The following is an 18,488-nucleotide window of genomic DNA, read 5'->3' on the forward strand; positions in this document are numbered from 1 at the left end:
CCGTTCAGAAAGAATGCTTGAGACCGACCATCACCACCGTCTGGCCGCCGTTCGACGACGGCGTGCCGTTTTGCGAATCGCCCACCGAGGCGACGGCATCGGCGATGGCGCCGTTCTGGGCCAGGGTCTGGCCGCGCGCCAGCTGGCGCGCTTCGATCAGGTAGATGGCGGTGCGCTTCGACAGCGCATACGTCTGTTCGAACGACAGTTGGCGGTAGCGCGCGCGGTCGGCGATGCCGTTGGCGCGGCTGGCGAAGGTGTCGCTGTAGCCGGCGGCCAGGAACCACTGCGGCGTCAACTGGTAGCTGGAAATCAGGCCGGCCGTGTTGAAGATGGCCGTGTCGCGGAAGGCCGAGCGGCTGCCCGCCTGGTATTGCACATTGCTGGCATTGGCCCCCACCATCCACTTGCCCATGGTATAGCGCGCGCTGGCGGCGATGAACGCTATGCTTTCCGCCGAGGCGTAGCCCTGGTTGATGGCCGAGATGCCGAAGCTGCCCGAAGCGTTGTCGCTCCAGCCGGCGCCATTCTGTCCATTTTTCAGTTTCAGGTAGCCGAGCGCGAATTCGGCCGGGGACGTGCTGTACTTGACGGCGGCGCTGAAGCTGCTGCCCACGGCATTGCCGTCGGCCGCCTCGCCGAAGCCGTACTGGGCGCTGGCCTGCAGGCCGCGCCAGGCAGGCATGCTGTAGGTGATGGAATTGCTGATGCGCACGGTCGTATCGAGGCCGTCGATATCGCCCGGATGGGCGCCGGTGGCGCCCGTCAAGACATTGCTGGACGCCAGAGAGCCGACCAGCAGGTAGTACGGCGTGTACTGGCGGCCGGCCGTCACGGTGCCGTAGGCTGCCGATTGCAAGCCCACGTAAGCCTGGCGGTTGAACAGGGAGCTGGCGGAACTTTGCGCGCCCGTATCGCTTTCAAAGCCATTTTCCAGCAAGAACAGCGCCTTCAGGTCGCCGCCCAGGTCTTCCACGCCCTGGAAGCCGATCTTACTTGCGGACAAGCTGCCGCTGCGCATATAGGTATTCGAATTGCCGCCCTGGTTGCTCGCGTAGGCGGTGGCCGCGTCGACCACGCCATAGATGCTGACATTGCTTTGGGCGCAAACGTTTGCGCCGATGAGCGTGGAGACGGCCAGCGCCGCAGCGCGCATGCAAGTATTGTTCATTATTTTTCCTGATTTTCCTGTTTTATTGTACGCCCGACAAGTATTGCCGCCGCATGGGCGACATACCGGCTGTGGCGCCGCGTTGCGGCCCCGTCCAGCGCGTGGGGCGTCCGCTTTTGTTCTTGATTTGGATCAAGTGAGGCAAATTATACGCTTATTTACTCACATGTAAGTAATTGACTGTAAGGCGTAGTCTTATAGCAAAACTTTCTTGTGTCTTATAGTAAAACGGGCAGGCGCGCGGGCGCACGCCTGGCAGGATGCGGAAATACGCGGAACAGGCATGGAAAAGGCAGCGGCGGCGCGTGTGGGAAAACACGCGCCGGTGGGCAATCAAGCAGGCGGGAAAGAGCGGAAAGGTCAGCGCAGGATGGCGGGCGCCACCGGCAGGGTTTCGAGGGCAATGAAGGCTTCCAGGGTGCGGCGCATGTCTTCGAACACTTGCTTGCCATAGGCCGCTTCCAGGTGTTCATATTGCAAGTCGATCAGCTTGCCCATCTGCAGCAGCAGGCTGGCGCCCGCTTCCGACAGGTGCACCTTGCGGCGCCGCTGGTCGCCTTCGAACTTGCTGCGCCCGATCAGACCGATTTCTTCCATGCGCGCCAGGATGCCGCTCATGCTGGGACTGGAAATCTGGCAGATGTCGCACAGCTCGCGCGGTTCCAGCGTGGGACTTTCGTTCAGCGCGCGCATGATGCGCCACTGCTGCTCCGTGACGCCGAAGTGGTTGAGGATGGGGCGGAAATGCTGGAGCAGGCTGTCGCGGGCCTTCAGCAGCAATTGCGGCATGTTCGGATAACGGATCGGTAGCTGCAAGCGGAACTCCCTCGGTGCGCGGAAAAATTAGCGTAATTATACGGCCCGTCCACTGCAAACGGCAGGCTGGCAACGATGTATTTTTCGCTACGCCCGCCCCTCCCCGCCATCCTCCCCTTGCCCCGCATGCGCGTGCACGGACCACAGCACGCCCGCCGTCAGCAAGACCATGGCCGCCCATTCCAGCGGCCGCGGCATGCGCTGCGCGTAAACGAAGCCGTACAGCAGCGCGAACAGCGTCTCCGACAAGATCAGCTGGCCCGACAAGGTGACGGGCACCAGGCGCGACGCCAGGTTCCACAGGTAGTTGCCGATCACGGAAGCGCCCAGCGCCAGCAGCAGGCACACGAGCCAGAAATGGGCCCAGTCGCGCGCCGGTCCGCCATCGGGGCCGCCCGCCGGCTGCAGCGCCAGCGCCGCGGCGCCCACGGCCAGGGCGATGACGCCGCTGGCCAGGCCATACAGCATGGCCCACTCCACGGCACTGAAATGCGCGTGGCGCTTGAGGAAGCGGGCATTGTCGAGCGCATACCAGGTCCAGCACGCGAGCGCGCAGATGGCGCACAGCACGCCGGCCAGCTTGTGCGCCATGCCGGCGCCGCCCGCGCTGCCGGCATGGCTGAAGATATCAAGATTGATGCAGGCGATGCCCAGGGCCACCACCAGCAACGGCAGGGCCAGGCGGCGCAGAGGCAGCGCGCCGTGGTCCTTGTGGCCGAAAACCGTCACGCTCAAGGGCAGCAGGCCGATGATCAGCGAGGTGGGTGCCACGCCGGCCAGCTTGACGCCGTAGGCCAGCAGCAGGTAGTAGACGACATTGCCGGCCAGCGCCTGGCGCAGCATGGCCAGCCAGTCGCCGCCTCGCAGGCGCCGCAGCAGGGGCAGGAGGCGCGGCAGCATCAGCCCGGCCGCCAGCGCGCCGTAGCAGATGTAGCGGCCCACCATCAGCTCGACCGGTGAAAAATCGGGCAGCAAGACGGGCACAATGAAAACGGCGCCCCAGAAGGCGCCGGCCAGCAAACCCGATACGATCCCACGCCACATGCAGCCACACCCGCGTCTTCATTCAAAGACGCCAGTATAGGGTATGCAGAACAGCGCGGCGCGCCGCATCGCGCGATCGCTTCAGCCCCTGGCTTTTCTCTGTTCGGGAATGAAGTGCTCGCGCACGGCCTTGGCCAGCAAGCCAGGCGGCAGCAAGCCCTGGCCCAGCAGGAAGTTGTTGAAGGCCAGGCGGTCGAATTTCTCGCCCAGCGCCAGCTCCGTTTCCGCGCGCAGCTGCAGGATGCGCGTATAGCCGTAGAAATAGCTGCCCGCCTGGCCCGGCGAATTGAAGGTGTAGCGGTCCAGTTCCTGGCGCGCCATCGCTTTCGACAGCATCACTTCATCCGTCAGGATGCGCCCTGCTTCCTCGCGCGTGACCTGGCCCAGGTTCAGCATCGGGTCGAGCATGGCGCGCGCCGCGCGCAGCATGCGGAACTGCAGCGCGATGAACTGGCCTTCGGCCGGCTCGTAGGGAATCATCTCCGCTTCCGCGTACAGGGCCCAGCCTTCCACATTGACGCTGTTGAACGCATACAGGCTGCGCGCCTGCGACACGCCCCGCTCCACCATGGCGCTGAACTGCAGCTCGTGGCCGGGACGGCCCTCATGCGCGCTCAGGGTCCAGGCGGCGCCCGCGAAATTGAAATCGTCATAGGCCTCGCCCTTGCCGCTGGCGGCCGGATTACTGACGGGCAGGACGAACTGGCCGTGCTCCCCCGTATTGCCGATCAGCGGAGGCGGACGCATATGCGGCGCCGGCTGGGCGGCCGATTCGGCGTCGGACGCCAGGCGCATGGTCATGGCGCGCGCCGGAATGTCGACCACGCGCTGCTGGCGAATGCGTTCCTCGAGCTGCGTATTGACGCCCTTGTAGTGCGCCTCGAGCTGCTCGTTGGGGATGGAGTCCGCTTTCAGCGCGCGCAGCACCTGGCGGTAATCAGTGCCGTCGACACCCTTGAGCGACATTTTCGCCGCCACCACGGGCGCCAGTGCCTGCATGGCTGCGCGCGTTTCCAGGTAAGCCACCTGCGCCCGTTCGACCAGCGCGCGCGGCTCGATGTCGATGCCCACCTGTTTCAGGTGGAACGCATACAGTTCGGGCGCCATGCGGAAATCCGTGCGCGACAGGGGCAGCACCACCTGCTTTTCCCATGCCGCATACTCGTTCAGCTGCTGCTCCATGGCCGCCAGCGCGGCTTCGGCGCCCGCGATCTGCATGTCGGCAAACAGCTTGCGGATGCCGGCGATATACGTGGGCACGTTTTCCAGCGACTGCTCCACCTGCAGGCGCACGGGTCCGGCCAGGCCGGGCTTGCCGATTTTTTCCGTGAAGCGGGCCTTGGCCTGCTGCGTGATCGGCGTACTGCCCGGGAACTGCCCCACATAGCGCTGCAGGCGCTCCAGCGCCTTGGCGCGGCGCGCGGCCGGACGCTGTTCCTGCAGCAGGCTTTGCATGCTGCCAAAGACCATCTGCGGCACGTCGACCCACGGCAAGGCGTATTTGGCTTCCAGACGGGCGCCGCTGATTTCCTGGTCGACGGCGTTCGTCAGAATTTGCAGATCCTGGCGGATGCGTTCATCCTTTTCCGCCGCCAGCTTTTGCTGCAATTGCGCGCGCGCCTTCTGCATGGCCGCCACATGGCGCTCGGTGATGTTCGGCCCCAGGTCGGCGGCCAGGCCGTCGTACTGCGCCAGGCCCGTATCGGAGGCGTCTTCGGGCGAGAACTGCGCCTGGGCCGCCAGCACGATGGCCGCGTTGCGGTTGCTGGCCTCGACCCAGGCCGATGGGGCGGCGGCAGCTGCCGCAGCTGCGGGGGCGGCCATGGCCGGCATGGCGAACGCGGTGGAGAGCAAGGCGGCCAGCACGGTCTGATGCAATTTCGGGATGACGGACATCGGGGATTTCCTTCAAAGGTGAGCGATGAGCGAAGCGGCGAGTATCGGCCAGGCCCGGGCGGCTGTCAATTCAGTCCGTTCAGCGCGGGCAGGTTCCACGGCGTGACGATCTGGATGGCGGACAGCGAGGCGGGCTGCGCCAGGGCCGGCAGCGCGCCCTGCGCCCGCAGGATTTCCTGGCAGGCGCGGCGCATGTCCTGGCCCAGGTCGTGGTGCAGCACGGCGTGGATGGCGCCCGAACGGAGCAGCGCCAGGTTGTCCGCATCGAGGTCATGGCCGATGAAGACCTGGCAGGGCCGGCCCGCTTTGGCGAACGCCTGCACGATGGCGGCATTGCCGCCGCCGATGGAATACACGGCGGCGATATCGGGATGTCCGGCCAGCGCTTGCCGCACCAGCGCGCCCGTGGCGCCGTCGATGCCGTGGCCTTCGCTCACTTCGACGATCGATAAATGCCGGTGCCGTTCGCGCAGCGCGCGGCGAAAACCGATCTCGCGCTCTTCCTCCCCGTGAAAACGGTTGCTGCTCAGGGTCACCAGCACCTGCCGTTTCTTTTTCGCGCCGCCCAGCCACTGGCCGATCAGATAGGCGGCCGTCTCGCCCGCCGCCCGGTTATCCATGCCCACATAGCTGCGGCGCGCGGACGCGGGCAAGTCCGTGACAAGGGTCACCACGGGGATGCCGGCCGCCGCCAGCCTGGCGACGGCGTCGGCCACGGGCGGCACGTCCGGCGCCTTGAGCAGCACGCCGTGGCTGCCGTTCTTGCGGATGCGTTCCAGCAGGTCGACGATGCCGTCCACCTCCAGGGTTTCATGCAGGTGAAAGCGCGAACGCAGCACGGCCGGATGCAGGGACGGCAGCTCCGCCTCCAGCGCGGCGCGCACGGCATCGGTAAAACGGCGCGGCGCCACCATCAGCACGTCGAGCATGAATTTTCTGCCGGCCAGGCCCACCTGCGTGCTTTGCCGCGCCAGCTCGTCGAGCGCCTGCATCACGCGGCGCACCGTATTGGCGTGCACGCCGCCGCGCTGCCTGATCACGCGGTCGACCGTGGCCACGCTGACGCCGGCCTGCAGCGCCACGACCTTGACGGGGAAAGGATGCGTCACGTGCCCTCCATTTCGGCTTGATGGTTTTTTGATGGATTTTCTGATCAAAAATGCGGATTTTCATCCCTATACTGATTCTACAACTTAAATAATCAGGAGACACCGCATGCACACCACCAACGCCGGCGCCGCGCCGCCCGCCCCGTATTGGCTGACGCCGGAAAGCTGCGACCTGCAAGACTTCATCGACACCGTCAGCTGCCGCACGGCGCTGGCCGACTATCCGCACGCCGCCGCGGTGCAGGAAAATATCCTCGTCTACGACTGCGATAGCGTGCGCGAACTGGCCGCCAATCCGGCCGCGCTGCGCGCGCTGCAGGCCGAATGGGGCAAGGCGCTGATGGACGGCCCCGGCGTCATCGTGCTCAAACGGGCCGTCACGGACATGGAAACGCTGGAGCAGGCCAATCGCGTGTTCCGCGACCTGATCGCCGGGCAGCATGCCAGCGGCCAGACGGCCGGCGACCATTTCGCCAGGCCGGGCGCGAACGACCGCATCTGGAACGCCCAGCAAAAGCTTTGCCTGCGCGCGCCCGAAACGTTCGCGCGCTATTACGCCAACCCCGTCTTCGCCTGGATATCGCAGGCCTGGCTGGGGCCTGCCTACCAGATGACGGCGCAAGTGAACGTCGTCAATCCCGGCGGTGCCGCCCAGGCGCCCCACCGCGACTATCACCTGGGCTTCCAGAGCGCCGCCGCCTGCGCCGCCTATCCCGCGCCCGTGCACCAGATGTCGGCACTCCTGACCTTGCAGGGTGCCGTCGCCCATTGCGACATGCCGCTCGAATCCGGCCCTACCCTGTACCTGCCCTGGTCGCAGCGCTACCGGGCCGGTTTTCTCGCCTGGCAGCAGCGGCCGTTCCGCGACTATTTCGCCCGGCATTGCGTGCAGCTGCCGCTGTCGCAAGGCGACGCCGTGTTCTTCAACCCCGCCCTGTTCCACGCGGCCGGGCATAACCGCTCGCCCGACATCCACCGCATGGCCAACCTGCTGCAGGTGTCGTCGCCATTCGGGCGCGCCATGGAAGCGCTGGACCGCCGCGCCATGAGCGCCGCGTTATACCCGGCCTTGCAGGCGCTACGCGCGCAGGGCGCGCTGGATGACGCCGGCGCCGGCCACGCGATCGCCGCCTGCGCCGAAGGCTATGCCTTTCCCAGCAACCTGGACCGCGACCAGCCCATCGATGGCATGGCGCCGCCCACGCAACAACAACTCATGCGCGAAGCGCTGGCGCAGGACTGGCCAGCAGCCCGCTTGCTCGATGCCCTGGACAGCCATGCCTGGCGCCAGCAAGCCTGAATTCCATACGCGCCACCTCGGAGACTCCCTATGCAAGACATCAACATCGGCCTGATCGGCGCCGGCTACATGGGCAAGGCCCACACCATCGCCTATAAATCCGTGCGCAGCATCTTTCCCACGTCCCGCAACCCCGTCTGCGCATGCATCGCCACCAGCAGCGAAGAAGGCGCGGCCCGCAGCGCGCGGGAACTGGGCTGGAACAGCTCCACCGGCGACTGGCGCACGCTGGTCAATGACCCCGCCATCGACGCCATCGTCGTCGCCACGCCGCCCGCCACGCACAAGGACATCGTGCTGGCGGCGCTGGCCTTGGGCAAGCCCGTGTTCTGCGAAAAACCGCTGGGATTTTCCGCCGCCGAATCGCTGCAGCTCGCGCAGGCGGCGGAAGACGCGGGCGTGGCCAACATGGTCGGCTACAACTACATCCGCACGCCGGCCAGCCAGCTGGCGCGCCAGATCATCGCGTCCGGAGAAATCGGCGACATCATCCACGTCGCCGCCGAGCACGTGGAAGACTACCTGCACGATCCGCGCGCGCCTGCCTCGTGGCGCACGCGGGAGGCCACGGCAACGCGTGCCGGCGCGCTGGCCGACGTGGGTTCGCATCTGCTCAACCTGGCCCTGCGCCTGGGCGGCCCCGTCGACTCGCTGGTGGCCGACATGAATACCGTGCATGCGCGGCGCGACGGCCCGCACGGCATGGAAGCGGTGGACAACGACGACCAGGGGAATGTGATGCTGCGCTTTGCCAGCGGCGCGCTGGGCGCGCTGACCTTCAGCCGCGTGGCGGCCGGGCGCAAGATGGGCTATACCTACCGCATCACGGGGACGAAAGGCGCGATCGCCTTTGATCAGGAAAACCAGAACGAGCTGTGGCTGTACGACGCCAGCCGCCCCGCGCAGCGCCAGGGTTTCCAGCGCCTGCTGATGGGCCCCGCCCACCCCGACTACCTGGCATTCAGCCAGGGAGCCGGGCACGGCACGGGCTACAACGAGCAAATCGTCATAGAGGCGCGCGATTTTCTGCAGGCGATCGCCGGCGGCGAGCCAGTCTGGCCCACCTTCCGCGACGGCTACGAAGTGGACCGGCTGGTCGACGCCGCGCTGCGCTCCGTGCAGGAGCGCAGCTGGATTACCGTGCGCTGACAGCAGGAGCGTTGTCAGTACCCCAGGCCGTAACCGAACTTGTACAGCGGATGGGCCGTGTCATACGGCACGTCCGATTTCTGCACCTGCACTTCGGCCATCGACGATGGCAGCTCGAACGGCAGCTTGCCTTGCGGCTTGGCCTTGCCCGTCAGGACGTCGAACAGCGCGCCGTCGCTCACGCCGAAGTTGGCGAGTATGGCGCTGGCCTTGTCCTGCACGTTGCCGAGGATGGCCGGGCGGTCCAGGTACACCGTCACCACCGTCTTCGGCGCATATTGGGCCGCGTTCTTGATGGCCTCGTAGTCGGCGTCGCCATCGACATAGTTCAGGCGTCCTTCGTGCTGCATGCTGCCGAAGATGTAGTTCGGGTGCAGGATTTCATACGGCGCGGCCACGCGCAGCAGGGCCACGTCCGCTTCCTGCGGCGTGGCGACCACCGTGTAGCCATACTGCTTCGCCACGGCCGCGTCGATGCCGTACAGGTAAACCTTCTTGACGGTGGCCGCCAGCGGCAAGGTCTTGTCCTTGTTTTCCAGCAGGACCAGCGAACGGCGCTGGGCTTCCAGGCCCGCCTCGATGAAGTCCGCCTTGCCCACCGTGGTGGCCGCCTTGGCAGCGTCGACGAACGGATGCTCGAACAGGCCCTGCTTGAATTTCTGCACCAGGATGCGCCGCGCCGACGCGTTGATGCGCGCTTCCGTCAACTGGCCCCGCTGCACGGCTTGCGTCAGATACGGCGCTTCCGTCACGCCGCCAAACTGGTCCATGCCCGCCGTGACGGCTTTCACATAGCGCTCGGCCTTGGTGGCGTCTTCCATGCCCCACGGCGTGCCGAAGCCGATGAACGACGGCGCCACGCCAGGCGGCGTGCCGTTGCGGCAGTTGGCGTCGCAGTCGGAAGTGATGCCCCAGTCGGACAGGATCACGCCTTCGAAACCGTATTTTCCGCGCAGCAGATCCGTCAGCATGGTCTTGCTGAAGCCGGCCGCCACCTGCTCCAGGGTGATGCCGTCGATGGTGATATTGCCGTCCGGCAGAGCATAGGTGGGCATGACGGAGGCCGCCTTGGCCGTGAAGGCGCCCTCGAACGGCTTGACGTGGTAGGCAAAATTATTGCCCGGGTAAGTCATGTAGCGGCCATAGTAGTTATGGCCGTCGAAGCCCTCTTTCGTGGCGCCGTAGCCGACCCAGTGCTTGACGACGGCCACCACGCTGCCGTCATGCAGGCCCGTATTGCCATCCTGGAAGCCCTCGATATAGTGCTGCACCATGCGCTTGGCCAGGTCCGCATCTTCGCCGAACGTGCCGTTGATGCGCGACCAGCGCGGCTCGGTGGCCAGGTCCGCCTGCGGCGACAGCGCTTGCGTGATGCCGACGGCCAGGTATTCCTGGCGCGCGATGTCGCCGAAGCGGCGCACCAGCGCATCGTCGCCGATGGCGGCCAGGCCCAGGGTTTCCGGCCACTGCGAAAAACCCTTGGTACCGGCGCTGGCGCCCACCGTGTACTGGAAATGGTGGCGCGGGTCCGTGCTGATGGACACGGGAATGCCGTGGCGCGACGTCTCGCTCAGCGCCTGCAGCTTGTTGTACTGGGCCGCCATATTCGCCGTGTCGCCCGCCATGCGGGTAATGAAGGTGTTGACGTACTGCTTGACGATCAGGTCCTGCAGCGCCGCCATGTCATACGCGCCGCCCAGGCCGATGCCGGAAGGGTCGGACACGGTGGGCGCCGTGCCATGCATCATCAAGCCGGCCTTTTCATCAAGGCTCATGCGCGACAGCAGGTCGTCGGCGCGCGCTTCGGCCGGCAGGCGCCAGTCTTCGTACGGATCGACCTTGCCGTTGCGGTTCATGTCCTTGAAGGTATAGCCGTCGGACTTGAGCTGGGCGTAGGTGGTGGCGCCGAACACGGGCTGCGTGTATCCCTCGCTGCCGGTGTCGTTGCCGCAGGCGGCCAGGGCAAGCGTGGCGACGCAGCCGGCGACCACGCGGGCCATCGGTTTCAAAGTGCAATTCATCATTATCTCCAAGACTGTTTTTGTAGGTATCAAGGCGCGGCAGCAAGGCCGGCCGAAAACAATATAGCGTGAGAATGCGTGAGTTTCTTGACCGCGCAGCACGCGTTTTATACCCGCGAAAACAATTTTTGGTTAGGCGGCACGACAACCAACAATTTCCTACAAAGTGCTAATATTTGTGAAAAATTACTACAACAAGCAGGAGACACCCTTGCACAAACCCGACACGCGCACGGTTTCGAACCGGATTGCGCAGCAATGCGCGCGCGCCTTGCAGGCCGATGGCCACGACCCCGCCGACTTCCTCCGGCAGACCGGCATCACGCCGGCGCAGCTGGACGAACCGGGCGGCCGCATCAACGCCGAGCGGCACCGCCGCATGACGGCCTACGCCCAGCAGTTGCCGCAGCACCGGGCCATTCTCGACATCGACGTGACGCACTGGTTTGCCCATTTTTCCGGCATCGCCCACGTCTGCTTCAACCGCCCCACCCTGCGCAGCGCGCTGCACGAACTGCTGCATTTGCGTGGCTTGATCGGCGAATTCGATTTCATGCTGATGAGCGAAAGCGGCACCCGCATCGAGATCGAATACCTGTCCGAATTCTGCCCCGCGGGCGGCGCCATGCAGGCGCTGGCCAATTTCCGCATGCTGTCGCTGGTGGCGCGCGCCTACGACGATGGCGCGGCCACCGCCTTCCATGCCGGCTTCCAGGGCAAGGCGCCGTGGTTCGCGCCCGCCATTGCCGAGTGCTTCGGCGCCGCCGCCAGCTTTGGCCAGGGACGCAATACGCTGACGTTTGATGCACCCGCGCTGGACCGGCCCTTTGCCCAGTTCAACGCCATGCTGGCGCCGCACGCGCTGCGCCACGCGCAGGGGCAATTGCAGAAACTGCAGGGGGCGCAGCTGTTTTCGGCCCGCGTGGAGCAAGCCATCATCGATTTATTGAGCCGGCAGGCGGACGCCGACGGCGCCGCGCTGCTGCCGGCCCTGTGCGACGGCCTGGCGATGAACCGCTGGACCTTGCAGCGCCAGCTGCAGCAGGAGCAGACCTCGTTCCGCGCGCTGGAACTGCGCGCCAAGAGCCGCGAATCGCGCCGCCTGCTGCGCGAAACGAGCATGAGCGTGGCGGAAATCGGCGACCGCCTGGGCTTTTCCTCGCAAAGCGCGTTCACCCGCTTCTTCAAGACCCAGTTCGAACTGCCGCCGGCGCGCTACCGGCACGACGTGCAAGGCAGTTCATCGGAATTCGTTCAGACACAGGCCCTGCCATGACGATGATCGAAGCGCTGGCTGCGCCGAGCGACGGCACGGCATTGCCAGTTGCGCAACTTTTCCCCATACTTCCACACCCGACTTTTCATCACCTTCGACCATGACCATCAGCCTGCGCGCCGTCACCGCCGACAATTTTGACATCATCAGCGAATTGCCCCTGCTGCCACAGCAACGCGATTATCTGGCCAGCAACGACTACTCCATCGCGCAGGCCAGCTTTTACCCAGCCACCATGCATACGCGCGCCGTATATTGCGATGAAGAGGTGATCGGTTTCCTGATGTTCGTTTCGCCGGACGATGAAGACCCGCCCGGCCACTACCAGATCTGGCGTTTCATGGTCGACCACCGGCGCCAGGGACAAGGCCATGGCAGGGCTGCCCTCGGCCTGGCGCTGGCGGAAATCCGCGCCCGGCCGGATGCGCGCAGCATCGAGATTTGCTACAAGCCCGGCAATGCCAACGCGCAGCGATTCTATGCCAGCATGGGTTTCGTGGAAACAGGCATGGATGCCGATGGCTGTGACATGCTGGCCGTCATCGACATAGCTTAATCGTCTGCGGGGAGTTGGTTCCCTGCCCTGGCATCGAACGCCAGCCGCGCCGCATCGATGGCGTCGCGGTGGCCATGGGCCCAGGCGCCCAGCGCGCTGATGGGGATCAGGAGCGAGCGGCCCAGGTCCGTCAACGCGTAGTCGACGCGCGGCGGCACGGTGGGAAACACGGTGCGCGTCACGAGGCCGTCGCGTTCCAGCCCGCGCAACGTCAGGGTCAGCATGCGCTGGGAGATGCCGCCGATCAGGCGGCGCATCTCGTTGAAGCGCTTGGTGCCATTGCCCAGCAGGATCACCACCATCACGCTCCATTTGTCGCCCACGCGCGTAAGGATGTCCGTGATGGGGCGGCAGGAATCGGCCACGCCCGCATGGCCGCCCTCGTCGCGCATGCGCCGTTCCAGCTCTGCCCCTTGCGCGGCGGCATCGCCAATAGTCACATCCGTGTGCCCCAGTGTGGAAAAAGTGCCTTCTTGTGCGTTCATTTGATAGTCACTATATTTAACTCGGTTACAAAAACATACCACCCGATCATACCACCCAAGAAGGCACCCATGAACATTCTGCACATCGATTCCAGCATCCTCGGCGAGCATTCCATCAGCCGCCAGTTGTCCGCCGCCATCGTGGCCCGCCTGCAGGCGGCCGCGCCCGGCGCCGCCGTCCACTACCGCGATCTGGCGGCCCAGCCGCTGCCGCAATTCACGGCGGCCCCCAGCGCCAGCGACGGCGCAGCGCTGGCCGGCGCGCTGGAGCAGGTGCTGGCGGCCGACGTCATCGTCGTCGGCGCCCCCATGTACAACTTCGCCCTCCCCAGCCAGCTCAAATCGTGGCTGGATGCGCTGGCCGTGCCGGGCAAGACTTTCCAGTACGGCGCCAACGGCCCGGAAGGCCTGCTGGGTAGCAAGCGCGTGATCATCGCCTCGACGCGCGGCGGCTATTACGGCGCCGACACGCCGATGGCCAGCCTGGAACACCAGGAAAGCCATCTGCGCGCCTTCCTCGGCTTCCTCGGCGTCACGCAAATCGACATCGTGCGCGCCGAAGGCGTCAAGGTCAGCGACGCCGCCAGGGCGCAGGCGTTGACGGCAGCGTTCGAGCAGATCGGGGCGCTGCAAGCCGCGTAAGGGGCGGCGGATTTTCTGGCTGCGGCGGAAACTGTTTCGGCGCAGCCAGACTGGACATGGCCGGCATGAACGTCCAGGATGCGCTAAGCTGCATCCGCCCCACCACTTTACAAGGACCACCATGACCCTGACCGTCGTCGCCACCATCGATGCCCAAGCCGACCATATCGACGCCGTGCGCGCCGCCCTGGAAGCCGTCGTGCCGCCCAGCCGCGCCGAAAGCGGCTGCCTGCGCTACGAACTGCACCTCGACAACAAGATTCCCACGCGCTTCATCATGCTGGAAGAATGGACCAGCGAGGCGGCCCTGACGGCGCACTATGCGACGCCCCATTTCCTGACGCTGGTGGCCGCCACGGACGGCAAGGTCGTCAAGATCGACGTGGCGGAGTTGAGCAAGCTGAAGTAACAGCCGGCAGCGCGTTCAAGCGCGCGGCCATCTTGGCAAGTTGCCATCTATAATGTGGCAACTTTTCTTTATGGCCATCATGACACCCTTTTTCCCGATACGCGCCGCCGCCGCGGCAGCCGCCCTTGCCCTGTGCACCGGCGCCTTTGCGCAAGCACCCATGCCCAAGCTCGTGGGCGAATACAACCTGCTCTCGTCGACGACCGTGCCGCCCAGCACCTGGGGCTATTCCAAGGCCCGTGTTTCCATCAAGCAGCTCGATGACCATCATTTGCTGATCCTGCTTGCCTGCGAATGGAAACGCGAGCCGAAGGCCGTCTGCGGCGACTATTTCTATGCCCAGTGGCGCGACGACGGCCTGTATCTGCAGGACATGAACACGTTTGCCATGCGCCTGTACTTCGATCCCGCCTCGCGCAAGCTCACCATCATCTCGCGCGGCGCCGACGCCAAGCAAAGCGTGCGGCACGAAGTGTTCGGCACGACGACCGCCCCGCTCACGGACCCCGCCCTGGTGCGGCGCATGAAGCGCGAGCAATCGAATGCCGACAGCAAGGAAAACCGACGCGTGTTCGGGCCCTACACGAAGTGGGATTACCAGGAAAACCGCATCGAATTCCAGCGCCAGGACGTGACGACGCCGTGATGCCGGGCCGTACCCAGCCCATGCGGCGCCAGCTGCTGCGCCTTGCCGGCGCCCTGCTGTGCTCACCCGTGCTGGCGCGCGCGGCCGGCGGCGGCCTGCCCCGCGCCGTGCGCCAGCGCATCGTGGCCACCCTCGACGCGCCCCTGCCGAAAATCCTCAATGTGCACCACCTGGCGCTGATACGGCGCTTCAACATTGGCTGGTCCCCCGTGGAAAGCGGCGCGCCCATGCTCAATCCGGCCCACCCGCTGGGCACGGGCGACACCCTGACACTGGCCATGCAGGCGATGGCCAGCGGCGATGCGGCACTGGCCGCGCAGCGCCTGATGGAAGCGGCGCAGCTGCTGCCCCGCTTCGTGCAGATGGCCGACCTGAAGCCAGGCAGCTATACCCACGGCAAGGCGCCGTTCGTCCTGACGGCACAGCATGTGACGCTGCTGCGCCAGCAGTCGTGGCTGACGGTGGAAATGCTGGGCATGGGCAGTGCCGAGGATTACCTGGCCGAAGGCTATTGGCCCACCCCGTCCGTGGACGGCAAGCGGCCGTATGGCAACTTCACGAATTACCCGGTAGAAATGGCGCAAGCGCTGGGCCTGCCCGTGCGCCGGCAGGCGGATGGCAGCCTGGCCGTCACGCCAGCACTGGAAGCGAAACTGCAAGCGCTGCACGAGCAGACCATGGCCGCGCTGCAAGTGTTCGTGCGGCAGGCGGGGTTGAGGCGCAATACGCCCTAAATCCGAGACTGGAACGGGCGGCGGCACGGCTTACTGGCCGCACGCATCGAGTCCCCTGTTCAAGAAGCTCAACACGCTATCGGCCCTTTTGATCAGGCGGGCCATTTCAATCCAGCTGACCACCGCGCCGCCGGATTTTTTTTGTCGATGGTGCCGGCTTTCCACGTTAGCGCTATTGGTTACAGGTACTTCGCAAAGCACGAGGCCCGATGGCACCCCGCCTCTTCCCAGGCTCAGCCACTCACCACCAAATTGTATCCCGGCATCTGCATCAAATGCCAGGGGGGCCGCATGCAGGGAAACGTAATATCCCGCTGGAAATTTACACTTCAAACGCTTGCTTTCTGCATAAGGCAAGGCCACGTTCAGGGATGCAAAGAGGTCTCTGGCCTGGCGCTCGCTTCGATGTTCCAGGAACACCAGGTACTTGAGACCCGCTTGGAGAGGAGAAGTCGCCACAGGCAGGAAAAACTGCACATCACCGTCCTGGCTGCCCTTCAATGCCTGCACGACTTTTGTCCGGTAGACAATGCCACAGGGATTCCCATCCGTAGCATCTTCGTGCGGCACCACCGTCGCGGACACGACCGTCACCCGCGCCACCAGGGAAGAGCTCTCGACGACTTGAGCTAGCTCAATATAGCCCGTTGGCGAACCGACCTGGATCAATTCTTCCGCAGAGGAATCAAGCGCGCAACACAGCATCAACGGCAGCAGTTTTTTAAGCATGGAATGCTCCCTTGGGTCCTTTTAACCCTGCGGCACGGGCACGGGTGCCGGCTGCGGAACAGGCGCCGGCGCCGCCTCCGGCACCGCCTTGCCATGCGACTCCTGTCCATCGGCCGCTTCGGCCGGCATGGCCAGCGGCGCGGCCGGTGCGCCCTCCTGCAGCAAGTCGCCCGGCTCTTCCACCGGCTCATCCTGCGGTTCCTCGACGGGTTCCACGTGGCGCAGCGGTGGCGGCGGCTTACCGCCGGGGAAGATGGCGTCGCGCGACAGCTTGCCCGTGTCCAGCGCCGTCTTGAAGAAGTCGCCCACCACCAGCACGGCGTTGTGGCCGCCCTGGCCCCAGTAATTGCTGCGCATGGTGACGCGCGCGTCATTGAAACCTACCCAGGCGCCGCCCACCAGTTCCGGGTGCATCAGGATGAACCAGCCGTCCGCATTGTTTTGCGTGGTGCCGCTCTTGCCGGCCACGTCGGAGCGGATGCCGAAGCGGCTGCGGATGGCCGTGCCCGTGCCGCGGTCGATCACACCGCGCATCATGTCCGTCAGGGTGGCCGCCGATGCGGCCTGCATGGCGCGCTTGGGCTTGTCGTCGCCGAAACGGGCGATGATCTTGCCTTCGCGGTCAGTGATGTGCGTGACGACGAACGGCAGGCGCGCCTCGCCCTGCGCCGCGATGCTGGCGTAGGCATTGACCATTTCCAGCAGGGTGACGGGACTGGTGCCCAGCGCCAGCGACGGCACTTTTTCCAGCTTGCTGTCGCGGATGCCCAGCGCACGCGCCAGCTTGATGATCGGCGGCAAGCCGACGTCCTGCATCACCTGCGCCGTGATCGTGTTTTTCGAGTACACGAGGCCGTCGCGCATAGTCATGTCGCGCCCCGTCGTGCCGCTCATGTCCGTCGGGCGCCATATCGTGCCGTCGGACGCCTTGATATCCATCACGGCGTCGCGGTACACATGGTCGGGGCTCAGCCCCTTTTCCAGCGCCGCGCCATACACGATGGGCTTGAAGGTGGAACCGGGCTGGCGCGCCGCCTGCGAGACGTGGTCGAATTGTTCGCGCGCAAAATCGCGGCTGCCCACCCAGGCGCGCACGGCGCCCGTGGCCGGGTCCATGGCGGCAAAACCCGCTTCCAGCCGCGTCTTCGACTTGCGCAGGGCGGCCATGAAGGCGCGGTCGCCCTTCAGCTGCGCCAGCGCCGCCTCGGGTGTGCTGCCGGCGGCCGTCAGCTTGCGGTAGTCGCCCGACTCGCGCACGAAGGCGTCCAGCAGGGCCGGATGCGATTTCCAGAAATAATCGAATGCCACGCTGCCGGCCTGCATGCCCGCATACATGCCCGTCGAGGTGGATGACGGCACGCCTGCGCGGCTCCATTCCACGTCGGCAATCGCCTGCAAGGCATTCGCCTGGCGCTCGACGGCGCGCTCGGCCGCCTGCTGCAAATCGTAGTCGAGCGTGGTGTGCACCACCAGCGCGTCCAGTTCCAGGTTGTAATCGTTCTCGTCGGCCCAGTCGATCAGCCATTTGCGCACATAGGCCGTGAAATGGCTGTCCGACTGCGCCCGCTCGCTCTGACGCTCGAAATGCAGGCGCAGCGGACGCTTGATCAGCTGCCTGTAGCGCGCTTCGTCGATGACGTCATGCTTGCGCATCTGGCCCAGCACCACATTGCGGCGCTGCAGGGAGCGTTCGGGATTGCCGACCGGATTGTAGTAATTCGTACCCTTGAGCATGCCGACCAGGGTGGCGCTTTCCAGGATATCGAGGCGCGAGGCGGGCTTGTCGAAATAGGTGCGGGCCGCCATTTCGATGCCGTAGGTGTTGTACAGGAACGGCACCGTGTTCAGATACGCTTCCAGGATTTCCGTCTTGCTGTAGGTGGCCTCGATCTTCAGGGCCGTGATCAGCTCCTTCAGCTTGCGGTTCAGGCTGCGCGAGCGGCCGATTTCCTCGGGAAACATATTGCGCGCCAGCTGCTGCGTGATGGTGGAACCGCCCTGCGGGTTGCCGCCCGCCGTATGCACGATGGCGCCCGCCGTGCGGGTGAAATCGACGCCGTGATGTTCATAGAAACGGTGGTCTTCCGTCGAGATCAGGGCGCTGATCACGTTCGGCGAAATCTGCTGCAGCGTCACGCGTTCCTGCAATCCCTGGTCGAAACGGGCCAGTTCCTTGCCGTCCGCGCTGACCATGGTGCTGGGCGCGGCCGCGCGCGCCTGGCGCAAGTCGTGGATGCTGGGCGTCAGGGGGATCAGCAGCAGCATGTACAGGATCAGCAGCGCCAGCAGGGCCAGAAACGACCACAGGCCCAGCACCAGCGCGCGCCGCACGGGCGGCAAGGTCATCAAGTGCGCATGGCCGCGCCGGTACAGCGCCACCGCCCTCACCCACGCCACGCCCGCCACGCGCAAGGCCTGCGCGCGCGCCCATGTCCATGCCTGCCGTGCTTTTTCCTGAAACTGCTCCATGCCTGATGCCATGCTTGTAACCTTGTCTGATGCCGG

Annotated in this window: 17 protein-coding genes; 8 read left to right on the top strand and 9 right to left on the bottom strand. The window is 65.4% G+C overall.

The features are described 5' to 3' along the window. Nucleotides 1-4: 4 nt before the first annotated feature. From VPH41_RS11740 to VPH41_RS11760, 5 genes are all read right to left on the bottom strand, one after another. The gene (locus VPH41_RS11740; protein ID WP_328570132.1) at nt 5-1,171 is read right to left on the bottom strand and encodes a porin; all 1,167 of its coding nucleotides are present in this window, start codon (nt 1,169-1,171) and stop codon (nt 5-7) included. Nucleotides 1,172-1,531: 360 nt separating this feature from the next. Further along, nucleotides 1,532-1,987, bottom strand: coding sequence for a homoprotocatechuate degradation operon regulator HpaR (gene hpaR / locus VPH41_RS11745; RefSeq protein WP_226938963.1), 456 nt, complete (start codon nt 1,985-1,987; stop codon nt 1,532-1,534). An 87-nt stretch (nt 1,988-2,074) separates the two neighbouring features. Next, nucleotides 2,075-3,031, bottom strand: a complete 957-nt coding sequence (locus tag VPH41_RS11750) for a DMT family transporter (RefSeq protein ID WP_328570133.1) — start codon at nt 3,029-3,031, stop codon at nt 2,075-2,077. A gap of 81 nt (nt 3,032-3,112) precedes the next feature. Then, nucleotides 3,113-4,927 carry a DUF885 domain-containing protein gene (locus tag VPH41_RS11755; RefSeq protein WP_328570134.1) on the bottom strand — a complete coding sequence of 605 codons (1,815 nt, stop codon included), beginning with the start codon at nt 4,925-4,927 and terminating at the stop codon, nt 3,113-3,115. Nucleotides 4,928-4,992: 65 nt separating this feature from the next. Then, entirely contained in the window at nt 4,993-6,036 is a 1,044-nt protein-coding gene (locus tag VPH41_RS11760; protein ID WP_328570135.1) for a LacI family DNA-binding transcriptional regulator, read from the bottom strand. Between the two features lie 106 nt (nt 6,037-6,142). Between VPH41_RS11760 and VPH41_RS11765 the strand changes: the two genes are divergently transcribed. Both VPH41_RS11765 and VPH41_RS11770 read left to right on the top strand, forming a co-directional pair. Then, complete coding sequence (locus tag VPH41_RS11765) at nt 6,143-7,336, top strand: phytanoyl-CoA dioxygenase family protein (protein ID WP_328570136.1); 1,194 nt, start codon at nt 6,143-6,145, stop codon at nt 7,334-7,336. 30 nt (nt 7,337-7,366) lie between these two features. After that, nucleotides 7,367-8,485, top strand: coding sequence for a Gfo/Idh/MocA family protein (locus VPH41_RS11770; protein WP_328570137.1), 1,119 nt, complete (start codon nt 7,367-7,369; stop codon nt 8,483-8,485). 14 nt (nt 8,486-8,499) lie between these two features. Here VPH41_RS11770 and VPH41_RS11775 read toward each other — a convergent pair whose 3' ends face one another. After that, nucleotides 8,500-10,509 carry a glycoside hydrolase family 3 protein gene (locus VPH41_RS11775; RefSeq protein WP_328570138.1) on the bottom strand — a complete coding sequence of 670 codons (2,010 nt, stop codon included), beginning with the start codon at nt 10,507-10,509 and terminating at the stop codon, nt 8,500-8,502. Between the two features lie 208 nt (nt 10,510-10,717). Here VPH41_RS11775 and VPH41_RS11780 point away from each other — a divergent pair, with 208 nt between their 5' ends. Both VPH41_RS11780 and VPH41_RS11785 read left to right on the top strand, forming a co-directional pair. Further along, nucleotides 10,718-11,782, top strand: coding sequence for a helix-turn-helix transcriptional regulator (locus VPH41_RS11780; RefSeq protein ID WP_328570139.1), 1,065 nt, complete (start codon nt 10,718-10,720; stop codon nt 11,780-11,782). Between the two features lie 100 nt (nt 11,783-11,882). Further along, entirely contained in the window at nt 11,883-12,338 is a 456-nt protein-coding gene (locus VPH41_RS11785; RefSeq protein ID WP_328570140.1) for a GNAT family N-acetyltransferase, read from the top strand. On the opposite strand, the gene VPH41_RS11790 is transcribed toward VPH41_RS11785, so the two are convergent. Then, nucleotides 12,335-12,730 carry a winged helix-turn-helix transcriptional regulator gene (locus tag VPH41_RS11790; protein ID WP_328570519.1) on the bottom strand — a complete coding sequence of 132 codons (396 nt, stop codon included), beginning with the start codon at nt 12,728-12,730 and terminating at the stop codon, nt 12,335-12,337. The genes VPH41_RS11785 and VPH41_RS11790 overlap by 4 nt on opposite strands. Nucleotides 12,731-12,892: 162 nt before the next feature. Between VPH41_RS11790 and VPH41_RS11795 the strand changes: the two genes are divergently transcribed. The 4 genes from VPH41_RS11795 (at nt 12,893) to VPH41_RS11810 (ending at nt 15,254) form a co-directional block, all read left to right on the top strand. Further along, nucleotides 12,893-13,465: an FMN-dependent NADH-azoreductase gene (locus tag VPH41_RS11795; RefSeq protein WP_152281439.1), complete on the top strand. Its 573-nt coding sequence runs from the start codon at nt 12,893-12,895 to the stop codon at nt 13,463-13,465. A gap of 121 nt (nt 13,466-13,586) precedes the next feature. Continuing rightward, a complete protein-coding gene (locus tag VPH41_RS11800; protein ID WP_328570141.1) occupies nt 13,587-13,874 on the top strand; it encodes a putative quinol monooxygenase in 288 nt (95 codons plus the stop codon). Between the two features lie 79 nt (nt 13,875-13,953). After that, nucleotides 13,954-14,520, top strand: a complete 567-nt coding sequence (locus tag VPH41_RS11805) for a hypothetical protein (RefSeq protein ID WP_287773629.1) — start codon at nt 13,954-13,956, stop codon at nt 14,518-14,520. Next, nucleotides 14,520-15,254, top strand: a complete 735-nt coding sequence (locus VPH41_RS11810) for a hypothetical protein (protein ID WP_328570142.1) — start codon at nt 14,520-14,522, stop codon at nt 15,252-15,254. The genes VPH41_RS11805 and VPH41_RS11810 overlap by 1 nt, the downstream gene beginning before the upstream one ends. Nucleotides 15,255-15,284: 30 nt before the next feature. Here VPH41_RS11810 and VPH41_RS11815 read toward each other — a convergent pair whose 3' ends face one another. Beyond that, nucleotides 15,285-15,983, bottom strand: a complete 699-nt coding sequence (locus VPH41_RS11815) for a hypothetical protein (RefSeq protein ID WP_328570143.1) — start codon at nt 15,981-15,983, stop codon at nt 15,285-15,287. 21 nt (nt 15,984-16,004) lie between these two features. Beyond that, nucleotides 16,005-18,464, bottom strand: a complete 2,460-nt coding sequence (locus tag VPH41_RS11820; RefSeq protein WP_328570144.1) for a penicillin-binding protein 1A — start codon at nt 18,462-18,464, stop codon at nt 16,005-16,007. Between the last annotated feature and the right edge of the window lie 24 nt (nt 18,465-18,488).

The sequence above is a fragment of the Janthinobacterium sp. P210006 genome, assembly GCF_036231885.1.
Classification (GTDB): Bacteria; Pseudomonadota; Gammaproteobacteria; order Burkholderiales; family Burkholderiaceae_D; genus Janthinobacterium; species Janthinobacterium violaceinigrum.